Source organism: Gordonia sp. IITR100, from assembly GCF_002009645.1.
GTDB lineage: Bacteria > Actinomycetota > Actinomycetes > Mycobacteriales > Mycobacteriaceae > Gordonia > Gordonia hongkongensis.
The window spans coordinates 520,867-541,348 of sequence record NZ_MVKV01000001.1 but is presented as its reverse complement, the minus strand read 5'-3'; the positions used below and the strand labels follow the sequence as shown (position 1 = coordinate 541,348).

The 20,482-nt window shown below is 66.5% G+C and carries 17 protein-coding genes and 1 pseudogene; 6 read left to right on the top strand and 12 right to left on the bottom strand.

Annotation, left to right across the window (positions count from 1 at the left end; translation table 11 throughout):
- Positions 1–25 precede the first annotated feature (25 nt).
- Entirely contained in the window at positions 26–1,252 is a 1,227-nt protein-coding gene (locus B1818_RS02635) for an FAD-dependent monooxygenase (protein WP_078111858.1), read from the bottom strand.
- 49 nt (positions 1,253–1,301) lie between these two features.
- On the opposite strand from B1818_RS02635, the gene B1818_RS02630 reads away from it, so the two are divergent.
- The 3 genes from B1818_RS02630 to B1818_RS02615 all read left to right on the top strand — a co-directional run bounded on the left by B1818_RS02630 (position 1,302) and on the right by B1818_RS02615 (position 4,723).
- Positions 1,302–2,093, top strand: coding sequence for an IclR family transcriptional regulator (locus B1818_RS02630; RefSeq protein ID WP_176455870.1), 792 nt, complete (start codon positions 1,302–1,304; stop codon positions 2,091–2,093).
- A 150-nt stretch (positions 2,094–2,243) separates the two neighbouring features.
- Positions 2,244–3,605 (top strand): MFS transporter, encoded by a 1,362-nt coding sequence (locus B1818_RS02625; RefSeq protein ID WP_078111856.1) that lies wholly within the window; start codon positions 2,244–2,246, stop codon positions 3,603–3,605.
- A gap of 800 nt (positions 3,606–4,405) precedes the next feature.
- Entirely contained in the window at positions 4,406–4,723 is a 318-nt protein-coding gene (locus tag B1818_RS02615; protein WP_078111854.1) for a hypothetical protein, read from the top strand.
- A 27-nt stretch (positions 4,724–4,750) separates the two neighbouring features.
- Here the strand turns inward: B1818_RS02615 and B1818_RS02610 are convergent, their stop codons facing one another.
- A complete protein-coding gene (locus B1818_RS02610; protein ID WP_078111853.1) occupies positions 4,751–6,328 on the bottom strand; it encodes an NAD(P)/FAD-dependent oxidoreductase in 1,578 nt (525 codons plus the stop codon).
- A gap of 151 nt (positions 6,329–6,479) precedes the next feature.
- Here B1818_RS02610 and B1818_RS02605 point away from each other — a divergent pair, with 151 nt between their 5' ends.
- Complete coding sequence (locus B1818_RS02605; protein ID WP_078111852.1) at positions 6,480–7,310, top strand: aldo/keto reductase; 831 nt, start codon at positions 6,480–6,482, stop codon at positions 7,308–7,310.
- 48 nt (positions 7,311–7,358) lie between these two features.
- Here the strand turns inward: B1818_RS02605 and B1818_RS02600 are convergent, their stop codons facing one another.
- The 6 genes from B1818_RS02600 to B1818_RS02575 form a co-directional block, all read right to left on the bottom strand.
- The gene (locus B1818_RS02600; RefSeq protein ID WP_078111851.1) at positions 7,359–7,871 is read right to left on the bottom strand and encodes a GtrA family protein; all 513 of its coding nucleotides are present in this window, start codon (positions 7,869–7,871) and stop codon (positions 7,359–7,361) included.
- Positions 7,872–7,946: 75 nt separating this feature from the next.
- Positions 7,947–10,580, bottom strand: a complete 2,634-nt coding sequence (locus B1818_RS02595; RefSeq protein ID WP_078111850.1) for a dipeptide ABC transporter ATP-binding protein — start codon at positions 10,578–10,580, stop codon at positions 7,947–7,949.
- Complete coding sequence (locus tag B1818_RS02590) at positions 10,577–11,542, bottom strand: ABC transporter permease (protein ID WP_058250965.1); 966 nt, start codon at positions 11,540–11,542, stop codon at positions 10,577–10,579. Before B1818_RS02590 ends, B1818_RS02595 begins: the two co-directional genes overlap by 4 nt.
- A gap of 1 nt (position 11,543) precedes the next feature.
- Complete coding sequence (locus tag B1818_RS02585) at positions 11,544–13,154, bottom strand: ABC transporter substrate-binding protein (protein ID WP_058250966.1); 1,611 nt, start codon at positions 13,152–13,154, stop codon at positions 11,544–11,546.
- A 163-nt stretch (positions 13,155–13,317) separates the two neighbouring features.
- Positions 13,318–14,196 (bottom strand): TIGR03619 family F420-dependent LLM class oxidoreductase, encoded by an 879-nt coding sequence (locus tag B1818_RS02580; RefSeq protein ID WP_078111980.1) that lies wholly within the window; start codon positions 14,194–14,196, stop codon positions 13,318–13,320.
- Positions 14,197–14,328: 132 nt separating this feature from the next.
- Complete coding sequence (locus B1818_RS02575; RefSeq protein ID WP_058250967.1) at positions 14,329–14,802, bottom strand: helix-turn-helix domain-containing protein; 474 nt, start codon at positions 14,800–14,802, stop codon at positions 14,329–14,331.
- Positions 14,803–14,856: 54 nt separating this feature from the next.
- On the opposite strand from B1818_RS02575, the pseudogene B1818_RS02570 reads away from it, so the two are divergent.
- Together B1818_RS02570 and B1818_RS02565 are read left to right on the top strand one after the other, a co-directional pair.
- A pseudogene (locus tag B1818_RS02570) lies at positions 14,857–15,683 on the top strand (acyl-CoA thioesterase).
- Positions 15,668–17,086 (top strand): DHA2 family efflux MFS transporter permease subunit, encoded by a 1,419-nt coding sequence (locus B1818_RS02565; protein WP_078111849.1) that lies wholly within the window; start codon positions 15,668–15,670, stop codon positions 17,084–17,086. Before B1818_RS02570 ends, B1818_RS02565 begins: the two are co-directional and overlap by 16 nt.
- Before the next feature lie 44 nt (positions 17,087–17,130).
- On the opposite strand, the gene B1818_RS02560 is transcribed toward B1818_RS02565, so the two are convergent.
- From B1818_RS02560 to B1818_RS02545, 4 genes are all read right to left on the bottom strand, one after another.
- The gene (locus B1818_RS02560; protein ID WP_058250968.1) at positions 17,131–18,051 is read right to left on the bottom strand and encodes a glycosyltransferase; all 921 of its coding nucleotides are present in this window, start codon (positions 18,049–18,051) and stop codon (positions 17,131–17,133) included.
- Positions 18,048–18,887, bottom strand: a complete 840-nt coding sequence (locus tag B1818_RS02555) for an ABC transporter ATP-binding protein (protein WP_058250969.1) — start codon at positions 18,885–18,887, stop codon at positions 18,048–18,050. The genes B1818_RS02560 and B1818_RS02555 overlap by 4 nt, the downstream gene beginning before the upstream one ends.
- 13 nt (positions 18,888–18,900) lie before the next feature.
- Positions 18,901–19,764 (bottom strand): ABC transporter permease, encoded by an 864-nt coding sequence (locus B1818_RS02550; RefSeq protein ID WP_058250970.1) that lies wholly within the window; start codon positions 19,762–19,764, stop codon positions 18,901–18,903.
- Between the two features lie 145 nt (positions 19,765–19,909).
- Positions 19,910–20,461 carry a bacterial proteasome activator family protein gene (locus tag B1818_RS02545; protein WP_058251133.1) on the bottom strand — a complete coding sequence of 184 codons (552 nt, stop codon included), beginning with the start codon at positions 20,459–20,461 and terminating at the stop codon, positions 19,910–19,912.
- Positions 20,462–20,482: the final 21 nt, after the last annotated feature.

Here is a 20,482-nt window from a genome sequence, read left to right as displayed (position 1 = left end):
GACTTTCGTGGAGTAGGAGTACAGGTCAGACGCCGGTGAGCGAACGAGACTGCAGGAGATCGAGGACCGGGCCGCGGTAGAGCCAGTCGGCATGGTCGTAGAGATCGGTGCCGTTGATCCGCGCAAGCAGTTCGTTACGCAGCACTCGGTTGACGCCGCTCGCATGGCAGATGTCGCCGAACATGCGCGCCTTGGTCTGCACTTCGGCTGTGCGCGGGATCCGAGATTCGCTGAATTGCGCCAGCACCGTGGGCCATTCGATGCTGTGGTCGACGTCGGCCACCAGGATCTCGAGGGTTTTGGCGTCCTCGAGTGCCTGGCAGCAGCCCTGCGCCAGGTACTGCAACATCGGGTGCGCGGCATCGCCGGTGAGCACCATGCGGTCCTTGCCCCAGAAGTCCGCCGGGCGACGGTCGTAGAGCGGCCAGTGGCGGTCCGTGTTCACCGACATGAGCGCGCTGCGGACCCGGGGATGGCATCCGGCGAACACTGCGCGGAACTCGTCCACGCCGCCGAATTCGGAATCGCCGCGGAGGAAGCCCGGTGATTCGAAGACCGCCACCTGATTGAGCTCTTGGCCGGCTCGAAGGCGATACTGCACCAGGTGCCAGCCCGGGCCGACCCAGACGACGACGTCGTTGAGCTCACGGTCGTGTTCGGGCACGTTCTCGATCGGAACCGTTCCGCGGTAAGCGACATAACCCGAGGGCACGGGCTCGTCACCGACGACGGTTTGGCGCAGCACCGAACGCAGTCCATCGGCCCCGATGGTGACGTCGGCATCGAACGTCCGGCCGTCTGCGGCGACCGCGGTGGTGCCCGCGTCGCCGATGTCCACCCGTTCGATACGAACATCGGTCCTCATCTCGACGCCTGCGTCGCGACATGCCTCGAGAAGAATGGCGTGCAGATCGGTGCGGTGGATGACGACGTAGGGCGCGCCGTAGCGTTCCCGGAACTCCTCCCCAAGGGGCAATCGGGCGACTTCCTCACCGGAGATCGCGTCGCGCATGACGATGTTGTTCGGCAGCACTCCGATGGCCTCGACCTTGTCGAGCAGCCCCCAGGAGTCGAGGATGCGTGTGGCGTTGGGCCCGATCTGTAGACCGGCGCCGATCTCGCCGAAAGCCGCGGCCTGCTCGACTACGGATACCTCGCATCCCGATTTGGTCAGACCGAGCGCGGTGGCGAGGCCACCGATGCCACCACCCACGACAAACGCCCGACCGTTGTCCAGATCAGATTTGCTCATGCCGAGCAACGTAGGGACAGGAGGATGGGCGGGGGAATACAATTCCGCCATGCGCAATCCACCTCTACCGGAGCGTCCCGATGGAGCCGTCGGATCACTCGACCGTGGTCTCCGGCTACTTCAACTGCTGCGCGATTACGGCAGCCTCCGCGTCATGGATGCCGCGACACACCTCGGCGTCTCCCGGTCGAGCGCCCACCGGCTACTGCAGACGCTGGTGTACCGGGGCTATGCGGTCCAGGACGACAACCACACGTATCTGCCAGGGCCGTCTCTGGATGCCGGGCCCGCACGCCTCGCGTGGACCAAGGATTTCCGGGCGGTCTGTCTGCCGCACCTGCAGGTCCTCGCCCGACGAAGCGGGGAGTCGGCCAATGTGATGGTGCGGGTCGGTAAGAGCGTGCGCTTCCTGGTCACCGTCCGTGCCCGAACGGTCGATGCAACGAACTATCGGGACGGCGTCGTGATGCCCGCCCATCGCGCATCCGGTGGCAAGGCGCTGTTGGCCGAGCTGTCCGACGACGCTGTTCGATCGCTGTACCACGATCACGCCACCGACGGTGTGCACGTATTGGACGATGCGGAGTACGCGAAGTTGAGCAGTGACCTCGATTCGGTTCGCCGTCGTGGCTTCGCGGTCAACTTCGAGGAAACCGAGAGCGGGGTGGCCGCGGTGGGCGCGGCCGTTCACGACCGGATGGGGGAGGCGGTAGGGGCGGTGACGCTGTCGACGCGGACGGAACGGTTCGCCGCTGTGGCGGACAAAACTCTCGTCCCCCTGCTTCTGGACGCTCGTACCCAGATCGAGAAGGATCTCAAGCTCGTGACGCTCGGTAGTTGAGCAAGGGTGCGGATGGGTTCCAAATAGCGGAATCTGATTGGCGAACGCGTGTCACACTCCCTAGCTTTCAACCGCATGAACAACTGTGATTCAGGTAACTTTCAGTGCCGGTGGTTCGCCGCCGTGCCTACTGACGGAATGGGCTGACCGATGGACATCAAGCAGAAGATCGACACGTCTCCCATGCAGCCCATCCAGTTCGCGGTCATCGCTGTCTGTGTGCTGCTCAACATGCTCGACGGTTTCGACGTGCTGGCACTGGCATTCAGTGCCTCGCATATCTCGGACGAATGGTCGCTGTCCGGGTCGCAGCTGGGGCTGCTGCTCAGTGCGGCGTTGCTCGGTATGGCTATCGGATCGATGGTGGTCTCGCAGATCGCCGACATCATCGGACGGCGTCGGACCATAATCATCTGTGCGCTGATGGTGTCCGCCGGGATGGCCTTGTCCGCCGTTTCGACCGGCTTCACCTTCTTGCTCGTCGTCCGCGTCCTGACCGGTCTGGCGATCGGAACGCTGCAGGCTTGCCTCAATGTGATGGTTGCCGAGTACGCGTCGGCGAAGCACCGTTCGACGGCCATCAGTTTCTACACCGCCGGACAGCCCATCGGCGGAACAGTGGGTGGAATCATCGCAGGGGTGCTTCTCGCGCAGTTCGATTGGCGAGCGGTCTTCGTGTTCGGCGCGGTCGCCACCTTCGTCGTGGCATTGCTGGCCATCGCGGTCCTGCCCGAGTCGCTGGACTACCTGGTCTCCCGCCGGCCCAAGGACGCCCTGACCAGGATCAACGAGATCATGGCGAAGCTGCGGCAACCTGCTCTGGAGGCCATGCCCGAGATGTCAGATGTTCCCAACACCGCGAAGACTCGGTGGAAAGGGATCGTGTCGGGGCCGAGTCTGGTCACCACCGTGCTGCTCGGATTCGCATTCTTCGTGCTCATGGCGGCCTTTTACTTCGCGAACTCGTGGACGCCGAAGCTACTGGTGGACAGTGGCTTCACGGCAGCCGACGGCGTCCAGGCCGGCGTCCTGTTCAGCGCGGGCGGAATCGCCGGTGCCCTGATCTTCGGACCTGTCGCCATGCGGCTCGGGGTACGACGCGCCGTGACCATCTTGTTCGCTCTGGCGGGTGGCGCTTTCGTCCTGTATGCCCTGTCGGTCGACGCTCTCACCACGGCCTACATAGCGGCCGCGCTACTCGGTCTGCTCACCAGTGCCGTGATGGCAGGCATGTTCACCATCGGGCCGATGTACTACGAACCCGAAGTTCGCGCCACGGCTGTCGGGTTGATCATCGGAATCGGCCGCGTCGGCGCGATCATCTCTCCGATCGTTGCGGGATGGCTGCTCGACGCGGACTGGGCGCCGGGAACGCTCTACTACTTGTTCGCGTTGCCGCTGCTGGCCGGCGCGGCCGCGATCTTCGCGATGCGAAGCCGTCGTCCGGTGCTGGCCGAGAACGCCGGTCTGTCGGATCGAAAAGCTACTGATTCGCAACGGGTTTCACGCTGACCCGAGGGCGTCGAAGGGGTATCCGCCGACCGGACGGACATCGATCGCGCTGATACGGGGTATCACCACAATCGCTTTGACTGATGGGGTGCCGCCGGAGAGCGTGATTGTCATCATATTCTCGAAGGAAAGCCGATCTCCTGTGGATACCTCTTCCCTTCCCCTACCTCCGTTCGCGCTGGGTACTGCGTCGATACGCGGCACCCAGCGCGCGGTTGTGTCGGCTGCGGGTCGCCTCCTCGAACTCGATTCCGTCGCAACAGACCCCGAACTCGCCCAGCCGGTACGCGCTCGTGACGTCCTCGACGAGTGGGACCGCCTGTTTGCCTGTGCTGAAGACGCCCGACACATCCGGAGTCGGCCGTCGCTGGGAACTGGACGAGGTGACGATCCTGGCTCCGATCGAGCCGTCAGATCCTGCAGGCGGGCGTCGTTACCGCACGCACGTCATCGATCTGGCTGTCAAGCACACGGATCGAACCGGGATCTGACGCTGAGTGGAGACATCGAGGTGTTGGACGGCGGGACCGCGGCGGACACCACAACCGGAACGCCATCTCGCCGCCCTTCCGGTGGGCAGGCGTCGAAGTAGTCGAGTCCGGTCGCTGGTTCTGGTGGCCGACGCCGTCCGTGTCGCTACTCCGGGAGGATCAGTCGGGCTACGACGACCGTCGTAGGAGAGAAACGTCCCTCGACGAGGAGCGCGCGTAAAGTCCCGTCGGAATGCCGCCGACGGGGTTTCACGCCTCGCTCCGACGGGCACGCGGTGGACACACGACCCGACGACAGGAGCGCGGCAGATGAGTCACAAGCCACCGAAGGACGTCCAAGAGGCTGCCCAGCGCGCGGTGCGATGGATCGACGACGGCAAGGCGGGTAAGGGGTTCACCGACACCGGCCGTCATCGGGCCCATCAGTTGGCCGACGGCAAGGACGTCGACGACGACCAGATCAAGAAGATGCGCAACTACTTCTCTCGCCACGAGGTGGACAAGAACGCGACCGGGTTCAACAACGGCGAGGACGGCTTCCCGTCAGCGGGACGCGTGGCCTGGGATGCGTGGGGCGGCGACCCGGGACGCCGGTGGGCGAATGCGCAGAAGATCGAGGGTGACTGACCGGGTGTGGAGGTCCGGCCGTGATGTCTAACGAGGCAACGCGAGCGCGCCCGCACCCAGCACCGCCGCCGCGGCGTTACGGCCGGGGATACCGCTGACCCCGCCGCCGCGGCGAGCGCCCGCGCCGCACAACAGAAGTCGCGGATGCGGGGTCTCGACACCCCACCGGCCGACCTCGGAGGCGGTCTCGGCCCATGGCCACTGCAACGGCTGGTGGAAGATGTGCCCGCCGGGCAGACCGACGGCGTCCTCGAGATCCTGGGGTGTCTTCGCCTCGATGCACGGCCGGCCGTCGAGGTCGTGTGCGATCACCGACTGGATCGGCTCTGCGAGAACGGTGTTCAGAGAGGCGAAGGTGGCGCCGACGGCGTGCTCGACGGCACCGGGCTCGTCGAACACCTCCGGTGGCATGTGCAGGCCGAAGAGCGTAAGCGTGTGTTTGCCCGCGAGCTCCGGTCCGAGGATCGACGGGTCGGTGAGGGTGTGGCAGTAGATCTCGCATGGCGGGACCTCTGGCACCTCACCACGATTCGCTTGCCGCCACGCGTCGTGCAGCTGGGTGGCGGTCTGGTTGATGTGGAAGGTCCCGGCGAACGCCGCAACCGGCGAGACCGACGTGTCGCGGAGTCGCGGTAACCGGTCGAGCAGGAGGTTGATCTTCAGCTGCGATCCGCGGACGTCGGGCTCGCAGGGGATGGGCGTCCCGTCGAGGAATGTGTTGAACACCTGCGGCGCACAGGCCGAGTACAGCATCGAGCCGCCGAAGGTGTCGCTCGTCGTCTCGACTGTCCCGTCCGCCGGATCGATGCCGGTGATCTCGACACCCGTTCTGATGTCGGCGCCCGCCGAGGTCGCCGCCTGATAGAGCGCACCTGAGACGGCCCCCATTCCGCCGACCGGGACATCCCAGTCCCCGGTTCCGCCGCCGATCACGTGGTAGAGGAAGCAGATGTTCTGGCGCAGGGAGGGGTCGTCGAGGTCGGCGAAGGTACCGATGAGTCCGTCGGTGGCGGCGATGCCGCGCACCAGATTGTCGTCGAAGTACTGGCCCAGGAGTGTGCCCAGCGGCAGCGTGGTGAGCGCCTCCCACAGTTCGGCGGTCGACGTGTCGGTCCCGACGACGAGGTCGTGCATCTCGGCTGCCGTGCGCAGGGGCTGGGTCATGGTCGGGAACACGCGGTCGGCGACCACGCCGAGCCGACGGTAGAACGACTGCCATGCGGTGAAACCGATGTCGGAGCCCGTCACGCGGCGGAAGGACGCGGCCGTCCCGTCGTCGTCGAGGTTGTCGACCAGGATGCCGCGCGCCGGGTCAGACGGCAGCGGTGTGTACGACGAGTAGCGGCGCCGGATGAGCGAGATGTCGAGGTCGAGGTCGGCGATAATCTCGCGCGGCATGAGCGACACCAGGTACGAGTACCGCGACAGCCGCGCCGAGAGACCGGCGAATGGCGTCGCCGACACCGTCGCGCCGCCGACGTGGTCGGCCTTCTCGAGGACCAGCACCCGTCGTCCGGCGCGGGCGAGGTATGCGGCGACGGTCAGGCCGTTGTGGCCTGCGCCCACCACGATGTCGTCATACGACGCGTCGTCTGCGGTGCCCATCGTTTCAGCGTTCCAGATCGGCGGGCACCGCAGGACACTCAGCGCAGAATTCTCTTCACGAAGGGGGGGGTCGAGTCCCCGCGGGCCCCGTTCGGTTGCCAGTTGGTCTCGTCACCGGTCGTCGAGGCGTCCGCGGACCTATCCTGATGCGGTGGACATCCCCTTGGTCGAGCTCAGCAACGGAACCTCGATCCCCCTGGTGGGGCTCGGCACCTACAACATGCTCGGCCGGCCGTGTGTCAGCGCTGTCGGCTCGGCGATCAAGTCCGGTTACCGCCTCCTCGACACCGCGCCCCGGTACAGCAATGAGCTGAGTGTCGGGATGGGGCTGCACGGGACCGGCGTCCCGCGCGAGGAGATCGTCGTGCAGACCAAGTTGAGCGGCGGAGACCAGGGTTTTGACGAGGCCATCAACGCCGCCAAGGAGAGCGCCCGCAGGCTCGGTGTCGCGCATATCGACGTCTACCTCATCCACTGGCCGTGCCCGAGCCTGGGCCGCACCGTCGATTCCTGGAAAGCGTTGGTCACGCTCGCCGACGAGGGATATGTCCGCACACCCGGCGTCTCGAACTTCAAACAGCACCACCTGCAGATGCTCTTCGACGAGACGGGACGCTGGCCGGTTCTGAATCAAATCCAGTGCTCTCCCTCACTGCCACGGACCGAGTTGCGGGAGTTCATGTCCGACAAGGGTATTCATGCTCAGGCGTGGCATCCGACCGGCCGCAAGGAAGGCCTGCTCGCCGACCCCGTCATCCTCCGGATCGCACGCAAGTACGGCAAGTCGCCCACGCAGGTCGCGCTGCGGTGGTCGGTGCAGAACGGGATCAGCGTCGTCCCGAAGTCGTCGCACACCGGCCGCCAGGTGGAGAACGCCGACCTGTTCGACTTCGCTCTCGACCCCGCCGACCTGGCCGAACTCGCCACCCTCGACCGCGGCGAGCGCGCCGCCCGTGACTCCGACGTCGACGAGGAGTTCTGACCCGCCCGTCGACTGGGCGTCCGCTTTCGTTGACCGTGCGTTCTCGGGTCAGCGGATCTTGAAGATGACCATCCGCTGGACGACGAAGTTGATGACCGTAGCGGTGCCTTGTGCGACGACGTACGCCGCAAAGCTGTACAGCAGCGTTTCCTGCCAGGCATGCGACAGAAGCGTGTAGATGCCGACGTTGACGAAGTAGGTCACCACGTAGAGCGCGACGACCGACACGAACCGCGCCATGCTCGGTTCGGCTCGGAATGTCCATCGACGGTTCAGCAGGTACGCGACGGTGGTGCCGAGGATGAACCCGGCGGATTTCGCGGGCCAGAACGGGACGTCCAGACCGTATTGCAGGAGGATCGTCAGCCCGAAGTCCAGAAGCCCGGAGAACCCGCCGGTGATGACGAAGCGCACCAGCTGGGTCTTCAGACCGACGTTCGTCGACGCCTCTTCGTCGTCGAGGGGCAGCTCGATCGGCATCGGCGCATGGCGTGTGGCGAAGTCCTCGTGGCTCGGTTCATCGTCATCGCGGACGTGGTCACCAGGGTCGGGTCGAGACACGCTGACACCCTAGCCGACGACGCCCTGGCAACCGTGCCGACGGGCGTGGCGGGGTTGCGACGCACAGTCGACGGGTCAGGCCCGCTGCGGGACCTCCGGCGGGATGGCCGCGAGGAGTGCGCGGGTGTAGTCGGTCGCGGGGTCGTGGAGGATGGTCGACGCCGGTCCGCTCTCGACGACCTTCCCGTCCTGCATCACCGCGACGGTGTCGCTGATCTGCTCGACGACGGCCAGGTCGTGCGCGATGAACAGGTACGTCAGACCCTTCTGACGCTGGAGTTCGGCGAGCAGGTCGAGGACGCTGGCCTGCACCGACACGTCGAGCGACGCCGTCGACTCGTCCAGGATCAGGACCTCCGGGTCGGACGCCAGCGCGCGGGCGATGCTCACCCGCTGCCGCTGGCCGCCGGACATCTCGTGCGGATAGCGGTCGAGGAAGGACGTGTCGAGGCTGACGTCGGCGAGCAACTCTTCGGCACGACTCCGCGTGCCGTCCCGGCCGTCGGTGAGGCCGTGCGTCCGCAGCGGTTCGGCGATCGACGCCGCCACCGTCATCCGCGGATCGAGCGAGGCGGCCGGGTCCTGGAACACCATGGCGACGCGGCGTCGGAGCAGGGCTTCGTCGGCGCCGCGCGCCCCGATGGCCTCGACCCTCCGGCCGTCGAGGGTGACGGTCACGCTGCCCCGCACCGTCGTGCCCTGGGCGGACGTGATGAGGCCGGTGATGACGCCGGCCACGGTCGATTTCCCCGATCCCGATTCGCCGACGATCCCGAGCGTCCGGCCACGAGCGACCTGCAGGTCGACCCCGTCGGCGGCGTGCACCACCCGGCGCCCCGACGGGCCGCGGACCATGTAGTCGACGCCCAGCCCGGTGACATTCAAAAGAGGCTCGTCGTCGACCCGCTTCTGAAGGGGCGATGCGCCACCACGTTCGGTGACCTTGCTCAGCAGCGGGCGTGAGTCGAGCAGCGTGCGGCTGTACTCGTCGTGCGGGTCGTCGAACAGCGTTGTGACGTCATTGCTCTCGACGATCCGGCCGGATCGCAGCACCATCACCCGGTCGGCGATCCGCCCGATGACGCCGAGGTCGTGGCTGATCCAGACCACCGCCATACCGCGCTCGCGCTGTAGTTTCGCGACGAGGTCGATGATCTGTGCCTGCGTGGTCACGTCGAGTGCGGTGGTGGCCTCGTCGGCGATGAGGAGTTCCGGATCGCAGGCCAATGCGATCGCGATCATGACGCGCTGCCGTTGGCCGCCGGACAACTGATGCGGGTATGCGCGCAAACGGCTTTCGGGGTCGGGCAGGTTCACGTCGCGCAGCAGCGCCAGGGCCCGTTCGCGCGCCTCGCCCCGCGAGAGGCCGAGATGCCGGCGCGGGCCCTCGGTCAGTTGTTGTTCGACGGTGAGCAGGGGATTGAGGCTCGACGACGGGTCCTGGAAGACGAATCCGACGCGCGAACCGTGGAGGGCCCGGAGTTTCGCCGGTGTGGCGCCGACGATTTCGGTGTCGCCGAGGCGGGCCGACCCGCGGACGTAGGCGCTGGGCGCGTCGAAGAGACCGGTGGCCGACAGCACACTGAGCGACTTGCCCGATCCGCTCTCCCCGACGATCCCGAGCGTCTCACCCGGCGCGACCGAGAAACTGATGCCGTGCACGATCTCTCGCGGACCGACACCGACGACGAGGTCCTCCACGCGCAGCACCGATCCGTCGGAGCTGACGTGTTTCGCGGTCGACGGTGTGGTCACCGTCGGCGACTTGCGTTCGTACCCGCGGTTGCGCAGCAGCGTGCGCTGGCGCGGGTCGAGCACATCGCGTACGCCGTCGCCGACGAGGTTGAACGCGAAGACCGTCACGAGGATCGCCAGACCGGGGAACACACCCATCCACCAGGCGGTGGTGATGAACCCCTGTGCGTCGAAGAGCATCCGGCCCCACGACGGGTCCGGCGGCTGGACGCCCAGACCGAGGAACGACAGCGCCGCCTCCGACAGGATCGCGAACGCGAGCGAGATGGAGGTCTGGACGATGACCGGACCCGAGATGTTGGGCAGCACATGCCGCATGAGGATGGCCGGTGTCCCCACCCCCATCGTGCGTGACGCCTGGACGTACTGGGTCTGTCGCACACGCAGGGTGTCGGCGCGCGCCACCCGGGCGAAGATCGGTATGTAGACGACGCCGATCGCGATCATCGCCGAGGTGACTCCCGGTCCCAGGATGGCGACGATGGCCAGCGCGAGCAGCAGTACCGGGAAAGAGAAGACCACATCGACGATCCGCATGAGCGCGGTGTCGAGGACGCCACCGGCGAAACCGGCGACCATACCGAGGATCACGCCGACGGTGAGGGAGATCGCCACTGCGATGACCGCCACGCGCATGCTCACCGACGCGGCGAGCACCACCCGGGAGAAGACGTCGCGACCCAGGTCGTCGGTCCCGAAGAGATGGGACCAACTGGGTGCCTGCAGCGCATTCGGGACGTCGATCTCGTTGGCGCCGTATGGAGCGATGAGCGGACCGAACACCGCGCACACGAGGACGACTGCGATGATGATCAGCCCGATCACCGAGGTGCGGTTGCGTAGCAGCAATCGCCAGGCCGAATCGGTCGACGTTCCGCTGTTGAGCTCGGTGCCGGCCGGTTCGTCGTCGACTCCGGTACCGGGCTCCGGCGGGTCGGGTGAGGTGAGGGTCATGACAGTCGAATCCTGGGATCGATGACGGCGTAGAGGATGTCGACGACGAGGTTGACGACCAGGAAGATCACCGCGATGAGCAGGATCGCACCCTGTAGGACCGGGTAGTCGCGCGCGGCGACCGAGTCGTAGACCAGCAGACCCAGTCCGGGCCAGGCGAACACGACCTCTACGACGATGACACCGCCGAGCAGACCTGCGAACTGGATACCGGAGATGGTCAGCACGGGTACGAGCGCGTTGCGTCCGACGTGATCGAGGAGAACACGCTTGGTGCTCAGCCCTTTCGATTCGGCCGTCGTCACGAACGGTGCGTTCGCCACGTCGAGCACCGACGAGCGCACGTACCGCGTCATGATCGCCCCCGTCACGACCCCGACCGTGATCGCCGGCAGCACGAGGTGTTCGAGCCAACCGAGTGGGTCGTCGGCGAAGGGCTGATACCCGGCCGACGGTAACCAGCCGAGCGCGGTGGAGAAGAGACCGATCAGCAGGATGCCCATCCAGAAGTCGGGCACGGAGATCCCGAACTGGCTCACCACGCGGATGACGTTGTCGGCCAGCCGACCTTCCCGCAGCGCGGCCCAGAAACCGAGTGGCACGGCGATGAGCAACGCGACGACGATCGCCGCGGTCGCGAGTGTGATCGTGGCGGGAAGCCGATCGAAGAGCATCGTCGTGACCGGTTCGCTGTTGCGGAAGCTGACACCCAGGTCACCGGTGAAGGCACTGCCGACATAGTTCACCAGCTGCGCTGCCAGCGGCTGGTCGAGTCCGGAGGCGCTGCGCAGCGCCTCATACGATTCCGGGGTGTAGCGGGTGCCGAGCGCGATGCGGACGGGATCACCGGGCACGACCTGCATCAGGAAGAACACCGCGACGATCACGCCGAGCAGGACCGCGACGGTGTAGAGCAGGCGCACGACGATGAAGCGCGCCAGCGGCGAGTGCAACGCGGTCATCTCAGCTCCTCTCCAGCCGGGCATCGCGGAATCGGATGGCCTTGTCGGGTCGGACGACATATTCCCGGAGCTGCGTCACAAAGGCCTGGGTCGACGACGGGTTGTAGAGGTAGAGGTAGCTCACGTCGTCGGCGATGATGCTCGCGGCCTCGGCGTAGATCCGCTTGCGGGCATCGACGTCGAGTTCGGTTCGACCCCGGTCCAACAAGGCGTCGACCTCGGGGTTCGAGTACTTCTGCGAGTTCGACGTGCCCTCGGAATGGTGTTGGGCGTAGTAGAAGTCGTCTGGGTCGATGTTGCCCAGCCAACCGAGCAGCAGGGCGTCGAAGTCGCCGGCGGCCTGGCGATCGAGCCATGCGCCGAAGTCGAGTTGTTCGATCCGCACGTCGATCCCGACGTCGGCGAGGTTCGACGCGATCACCTGCGCCGCCGTCACCGTCTCGGGATACTCGGTGGTCACCATCAGGCGCATGTCGAGTCCGCGGATGCCGGCCTGCCGGAGCAGGTCTCTGGCCTTCGCGACGGCGGCGTCGCGGTCGAGTCCGGCGGTATAGCGGTCGTAGGGTGCGAACCAGGGACTGGTCGCGGGGATCGCGAGCTCGTTGGGCGTCGCGGTCCCGTACCCGACGACCTGCGCGATCGAGTCCCGGTCGATCGCATACGCGACCGCCTGGCGGACCCGGGTGTCGTCGAACGGCGGGGCGTCGAAGTTCATCGTGACGTACCAGTAGTCGTTGGCGACCACGGTCCCGACATCGAGTGCGTCGTCGCGGCGCAGGATGCTGAGCTGCTGGGCGGGAATGGCGTCGGTCCAATCGATCTCACCCGACCGTAGTGCGGACACCGCGGTCGTTCCCTGTGAGATGAAGCTGTAGCGCACGCCGTCGACGGCGGGCGCCCCACCCCAGTAGTCGGGATTCGACGCCAACACGATGGATGCGCCCGGCGACCGGGAGACGAACGAGAACGGCCCGGTGCCGATCGGCCTGGTCGTGATCTCACCGGATTCGACGTTGCGGCGGTTGACGATGGCCAGTCCCTTGAACCCGCCGATGCTCGTCAGCAGATTGGGGGTCGGCGCGCTGACGGTGAACCGGACCCGACGGTCGTCGAGGGCGGTGATCGACGCGATGGCCTCGAGTTTGTATGCGTTGGACAGTTCTTCGTCGATGATCCGCCGAAAGGAGTATTCGACATCGGCTGCGGTCAGCGGGTCGCCGTTGTGGAACGTGACCCCGTCGCGCAGCGTGAACGTCCATTGCAGGCCGTCGGGGCTGACCTCCCAGCTCTCGGCCAGTGCCGGCCGCATCTGGAGTTGCTCGTCGGGTTCGACGAGGGTGTCGAAGACGTTCTCGAGTACTTCGAAGGTGAAGTAGGAACTGGACTTCTGCGGGTCGAGCTGGTCGGGTTCACCGGCGATGGCGGCCTTGATGGTGTTGACGGTGTCCGACGACCCGCCACCGCATGCGGCCAGCACGGACGTGCCCAGCAAGGCGGTTCCGGCGACACCGGCGACGCGAAGGAACCCGCGGCGATCGAGAACGTCGGGTCTGCGCGGCGGAAGCTGCTCGCGCACAGATGAATACACCGACCCGCTCGGCGAATCGGTCATCACTGTCCTCCCGCCCGGCGAGTGTTCGCCTCGGAGTCTCACCGCACGTCGGCCGCGCCACGGCATGCGTGAGGCGCCCTGCTGTGCAGTGTGCCCCAGCGGTACAGGTGGTGCAACCGTGCCATACCTCCGCGGACGGAGAAATTGCGGCAGGAGGACAGGATCAGCTGTTGACCTTCGCGATCACGTTGTCGGCGTACCAGTTCAGATGGTCGATCTTGGTCTGCAGCGGCTCGGTGTCGTCGCCCATGACATACGGCAGCCGGAAACCGACGATCACGTCGGTGATCCCCTTGTCTTCCAGCCGCTTACATCCGTCGACGGTGTAGGCGTCCATGGAGATCACGTGGATCTCGAACGGATCGTTGGTCTTTCCCTCGGCCTTGCGGATCTCGTTGATCCGGTCCAGCAGCGTCTCGAGCTCCTCGGGCGGACCGCCACCGTGCATCCAGCCGTCACCGCGGATGACCGCACGACGCAGCGCGGCGTCGGCGTGGCCGCCCACGAGTAGCGGGATTGGTTCGGTGGGCGCGGGCGTCATCTTGATCTTGGGGATGTCGTAGAACTCGCCGTGGAACTCGAAGTACTCGCCGGTGGTCAGGCCGCGGATGATGTCCATGCACTCGTCCATCCGCTTGCCGCGGCGCTTGAAGTCCACGCCCATGAAGTCGTAGTCCTCGGGCCACGGACTCGTGCCGACGCCCATCGCGAAGCGGTTGTTCGTCAGGTACGCCACCGAGCTGGCCTGCTTGGCGACCAGCGCGGGCGGGCGGACCGGCAGCTTCACCACGAACGGGGTGAAGCGGATGGTCGAGGTGACCGCGCCGAGCGCCGCGGCCTGGATGAAGGTCTCGATGAACGCCTTGCCGTCGAGGAACTCGCGATTGCCGTCGGGGGTGTACGGATACTTCGCGTCCGATTCCTCCGGATAGGCCAGCGAGTCGGGAATGGTGAAGCCGGCGTACCCCGCGGCTTCGGCGGCCTGCGCGAGCGACGCGTAGTACGACGGATCGGTCATGGCCTCGGCATACGTGAACCGCATCATGCTCCTCGGGACGGCAGTGAAACTCCGTCCACAGTAGAACACGTTCTAGTTATTCGACATGGACTTCGTCATCGTCGCAGGTCTCCAGCGCGCAGGGGGATGGCAATTGTTGGCTGTGTCGGCCCAGGGTCAGCGAAGCCCCGCGAGGGGATTGTCCGTAGTCGCGCCGGGGCCCGGGTGTACCCGTAGTTCGCCGGTGCCGATTCGCTCGCCGCATGCCGAGCATGTCGGCTCGACCGTCATCGTCTGACCGCAGGAGTGTGTCGACACCACTGGTGCGCCGTCCTCGGCGGTCCACCGGTCACCCCACTGACGTAACGCGGCCAGAACCGTCCAGAGGTCCCGGCCCTTCTCGGTGAGGCGGTAGTCGTAGCGCACCGGGTTGTCCTGGTACGGCTCCTTCGCCAGGATCTCGTGTTCGACGAGGGTGTCCAGTCGCTGGGTCAACACGTTGCGCGCGATGCCGAGCCGCGACGAGAACTCGTCGAAACGCTTCACGCCGAACATCGCGTCCCGAACGATGAGCAGCGTCCACCATTCACCGACGACCTCCAATGTCTGGGCGATCGAGCAGTTCATCTCGGCGAACGAGGCGCGGCGCATGAAATCCAGAGTAGTGGGTTGCGTGACGCAACTCAACCTGCTTGCATGAGTTGCGTGAAGCAACTCAGCAGGCACAGCCCTGTCGACGACGGATTGTCGGACAGTTTCGGAGCGACCCCGACCGGCGATGGCCGTTGGTCGGCGACCATCGACCCCTCCTGGTGGGGGAGGTCGGGTCCGCACGGCGGTGCGATCGCGGCGTTGGCCGTCCGGGTCGGTGCCGATGCGGCGCCCGACGTATCGGTGCGCGCTCTCGATCTGCGGTTTGTCGGCAAGCCGGACGGCGGGGAGTTGCTCCTGACGCCGTCGGTTCGGGAGGTCGGTCGGTACACGAGGGTCGTCGACGTCACGGTCACCCAGGCGGGTGTCGACATCGCGTCGGCATCAGTCACGACCGGGCGGGTCGGGGAACGCGCACCCACCGATGTCATCGACCGGGTCGCGGGCGTTCCCGGCCCGGAAGGGCTCGACCCCTTCATGATTCCCCCGGAGATCGTGCCGATGGGCGCGCAGCTCGATGTGCGACCGGTCGACGGTCCGCTCGCGCTCACCGGAGCCGACGAGGCCTGGATGCGGGCATGGATCACCACCCGAACCCCGATGGCCGTCGACGCCGGTTACCTGGCCCTGCTGGCGGATTGCCTACCGCCCGCCGTCTTCCCGATTCTGACTGCGCCGCTTGCCTTCCGACGGTGGCCTTCTCCATGCATGTGACGGCGCCGCTGGACGACGCCACTCCGGCGCCGATTCTCGTCCATACGCGTAACACCTCGACGTCCGGCGGCTGGTCGGTCGACGACACCACGCTGCGCGACCGCGGCGGCCGGCTCCTCGCCTCCGCGCGCCAGAGTCGCCGGGTTCTCGGATGGCCGGTCCGATGACGGTCACTCGAAGCGGCCCGGCAGCGCCGGCGCCGACTGTTGCGCGGCCCGGCCTCGTTCTGCTGATCCTGTCCGGGGCAGCGTTCATGGCCAGTCTCGACGTCTTCATCGTCAACGTCGCCTTCGACGACATCGGCGCCGACTTCGCCGGCGCGACCCTGTCCCAGATGTCCTGGATCCTCAACGCGTACGCCATCCTGTATGCGGCGCTCCTTGTTCCGGCGGGCCGGATCGTCGATCGGTACGGCCGCAAGGGCGGCTTCCTGCTCGGTCTCGCGATCTTCACCGCGGCGAGTGCGGCATGTGCCGCGGCGCAGGGCGTCTGGTGGCTGGTGGCATTCCGCGCACTGCAGGCACTCGGCGCGGCGATTCTGACCCCGGCGAGTCTGGGTCTGGTCGTGGCGACGTTGCCGCCGGAACGTCGGGCCCGGTCGGTGCGCATCTGGGCGGCCACCGGCGCCGTGGCCGCGGCCTTCGGACCGGCCGTCGGTGGTCTTCTCGTCGAGGCGTCGTGGCGTTGGGTTTTCCTGGTCAACGTGCCCGTCGGCGTGGCGGCGATCGTCGCCGGGGCGATCGTACTGTCCCGCCCCCAAAACGTCTCGGCCAGTGGCTTTCCCGACGCGTTGGGCGCGCTCCTCCTGGTCGTCTCGGTGGGGGCCTTGACACTCGGTCTGGTCCAGGGGAGTGAGTGGGGTTGGACGGACCCGCGGATCACCGGTGCGTGGATCGTCGCCGGGGCCGCCCTAGTCGGCTTCGTCCTCAGTTCGGCGCGTCATCCCGAACCGGTGATCTCGCTCGCACTGCTGCGGATCCGGGCCTTCTCGGTGGCGAACGTGACGATGCTGCTGTTCTCCATCCCTTTCGCCGGCGCACTTCTCGCGAACATCCTGTGGTTGCAGCGGGTCTGGGGCTTCTCGCCGATCGTGACGGGTCTCGCGGTGTCAACCGGACCGCTGATGGTCCCGATCTTCGCGGCCGTGTCCCATCGTCTCAGCGCACGCGTGCCGGTCGGTGTGCTCGTCGCAATCGGGTGCGCATTGTTCGGGCTCGGCATCGTGCTCGTCGCCCTGTCGGTCGACGCCACACCCGATTTCGCATCGGAGATCCTGCCGGGGTGGCTGATCGGTGGCGTGGGAGTGGGATTCGCGTTGCCGTCGATCCTGTCGTCGGCGACCGCCGACCTACCCGCTGATCAGGCGGCGACGGGGAGCGCGGTGGTGAACATGAGTCGCCAGATCGGCATGTCCCTCGGCGTCAGCCTGCTGGTCGCGATCATCGGTACGTCGGTCGTGTACACAGACGTGCACCAGTCGTTCGTGACCGCGTGGTGGGTTCTCGCGGGAATCGCTGCGCTGGGGGCTGTTTCAGCGTTGGGGATGACCCCGCGGCATGGTGCTCCCTGAGGTGAGAGGAGTGCAACCTCAGGGAGTGGAGCAGGAGCAAGCCCTCAGGGCCGCGTGAACCGCTCTCGGCGACCGAGGCCGCGAAGACGCACCCACTCGGCGAAGCCCTTCGGATCACGTTGCTGCACAAGGAAGAACCAGCCGAACCGGGCGTACTCCTGGGGCAGCAGCCTGCGGAGTCCGGGCTGGCTCATCAGGTAACCGCGGTTGCGGTAGGTGAAGAACCGCTTGGTGTCGTTGTCGGGGTACTGGGTGTGCATGCGACCGCCCAGGATCGGTCGGAATTCCGCCGAGCCGTCGGGGTGGAGGTATCCCGCGCGCAGGCAGGTACCGAACCGCACGCCCGAGCGAACCAACCGACGGTGCACCTCCACCTCGTCGCCGCGGAAGAACAATCGCAGGTCCGGCACGCCCACCTGCTCGAGGCACCGTGCGGAGAACAGAGCGCCGTTGAACAGCGACGCGATGCCGGGCAGCAGATCGTCGTCCTGGGTTTCACCGTCGGCAAAAAGCTCGGACCGCTTACGGCGCCACACGAGTCCGCGTCGCAGCGGGAAGGCGAGCGTGTCCGGGTCGTCGAGGTTGGCGACCACCGGTGACACCTCGTCGAGATCATGCCGTGCGGCGCAGTCGAGCAGCGTCGAGAGGACCGTCGGACCGTCGGGTCGGCCGTCGTCGTCGGCGCACCAGACCCAGTCGGCGCCGAGGGCGAGCGCGTGCAGCATGCCGAGGGCGAAGCCGCCGGCACCGCCGAGATTGCGCTCCGATCCCAGGTACGTCGTCGGAACGGGCTGCGCCGCAACGAGTTCGGCGACTTCGGGTTCGTCGGCGTTGTCGACGACGATCAAGTGGTCGACGGGCCGATCCTGTCCGGACACCACGGCAAGTGACTCCGCCAGCAACTCAACGCGACGGTGGGTGACCACCACTGCGATCACCTTCTGGCCGGCACCGGCGTCGGTCACTCCGGCTTCCCCTGCGCGTCGGACCTCTCGAGGTCGGCGATCACTTTCCGGACATGCGCCGCGGCGTCGGGTCCCTCATACGCGCCGACGACCTCTTCGATGCCGCCTTCCATGCGGACCTGTCCGTGATCGATCCACAGGGCGCGGTCGCACAACTGGGCCAGGAACTCATTGGAATGGCTGGCGAACACCAGGATTCCCGACCGCTCGACGAGCGCCTGGAGCCGACCCCGCGCCTTGCGCATGAAGTCGGCGTCGACGGCGCCGATGCCCTCGTCGAGGATGAGGATCTCCGGGTCGATGGAGGTCACCACGCCGAGTGCGATGCGCACCCGCATACCGGTGGAGTAGGTGCGCAGCGGCATCTGCAGGTAGTCGCCGAGCTCGGTGAACTCCGCGATGTCGTCGATCTTCTTGAGCATCTCCTTGCGCGTCATGCCCAGGAACATGCCGCGGATGATGATGTTCTCGTAGCCGGAGATCTCCGGGTCCATGCCGACGCCGAGGTCGAAGACGGGTGCGACGCGGCCGTGCACCCGGCACGCGCCGCGGGTGGGTTCGTAGATGCCGGAGAGCAGGCGCAGCAGCGTCGACTTGCCTGCGCCGTTGTGTCCGACCAGGCCGACCCGGTCGCCGTGCTTCAGATGCAGGTTGATGTCCTTGAGCGCCTCGACGACCACCACGTTCGACTCGGTGGAACCGATCACGCCGCCGGCGGCGCCGATGACCGACTTTTTCAGCGAGCGCGTCTTGGCGTCGAAGATGGGGAAGTCGACGCACGCATCCCACGTGTCGACCCGGACCCGATCGTCGACGGGGTTGATGTTCTTGGCCATCTCGATTCCGTCCCTACACCCAGTACGCCACGCGGGCCCGGTAGTTGCGCATCACCAGCATCGCCAGCACCCAGCCGACGGCGGTGCAGCCCAGGACGACGGCCCAGTGATAGAACTCCACCGGCTCACCCAGCAGCGGCCCACGTGCGATCTCCAGGTAATGGAACATCGGGTTCAGCTCGACGAGCTTCAGCCGCGACGACGTCTCGCCCGTCGAATTGCCCAGGCTCTGGGTGGTCCAGATGATCGGCGTCATGAAGAACACCAGCTGCACCACGGTGGTCAGGAGTTGGCCGATGTCGCGGAACCGCGTCGACAAGATACCGAAGACGATGGTCACCCAGATCGAGTTCAGCACGTAGAGCACCAGCGCGGGGACGATCAGCGTCACCGTCCATTTGAGCGGCGGCGGAAAGATCAGGAACAGGATGACGATGATGACGACGTTGTGGGCGAAGATGATCAGCGCTCGCCACACGACCCGGTAGACGTGCACGCTCACCGGGGCCGGGAGCTGCTTGATCAGGCCCTCGTTCTTCGAGAAGACTTCCGCACCCTCGAGGATCGAGCTCGAGATGAAGTTCCAGAAGATGAAACCGAGTGCGACGTACGGCAGGAACACCTTGATGTCCATGCCGAACAACTCGCCGTAGAGCAGGCTCATCGCGATGGCGGTCACACCGGTTGCGATGACGATCCACAGCGGTCCCAGCACCGAACGGCGGTAACGCTGCTTGATGTCCTGCCAACCGAGATGGAACCACAGCTCGCGGCTTGCGAAACCGTCGCCGAGGTCCTTGACCGCGCGCGCGAAGCTGCGCGAATCGGACCCCTCGGGACGCGCGGGAATCGCGTCGTCGTCTACTACCGCTGACACGAGGAGTCAGCGTACCCGTCGGCCCCTTTGCTGCTCCCCGCTGGTTGAGCAGGCGACGAGCGCAGCCGCCGGCGCGAGCAAGCGGCCAAGAAGCGCGTCGAGGTCGAGGAGCCGTGTCGAAGCCACTCGACCCGACCCACAGCTGTCAGAGGTACTGCCCGGTGCTGTGACCTGGACCGCCGGGCGCGGGCATCCCGGGCGGAAGCGCGCCCTGACGCATCTGCTCGAGCTGGGCGCGGGCGGCCATCTGCTGGGCGAACAGCGCGGTCTGGATGCCGTGGAAGAGTCCCTCGAGCCAACCCACGAGCTGGGCCTGGGCGATGCGGAGCTCGGCGTCCGACGGGGTGCCCTCGTCGGAGAAGGGGAGTGCGAGACGTTCGAGTTCTTCGCGCAGCTCCGGGGCGAGGCCTTCTTCGAGTTCACGCACCGACGATTGGTGGATCTCACGCAGGCGGTTCCGCGACGCGTCGTCGAGAGGAGCCGCACGGACCTCTTCGAGGAGCTGCTTGATCATCGTGCCGATGCGCATGACCTTGGCGGGTTGCTCGACCATGTCGGCGACGCTGGTCGATTCCGACGACTCGCCGTTCGTCTGCCCATCCGTGCCCGCGCCGACGACGATCACGTTGTCGGAGTCGCCGGCCGAGCCGAACGGTCCTGAGGTGGGGCCGGGTCCTGGAGTGCCTTCGATAGCCATGCGTCCCATTGTGCCCGGACA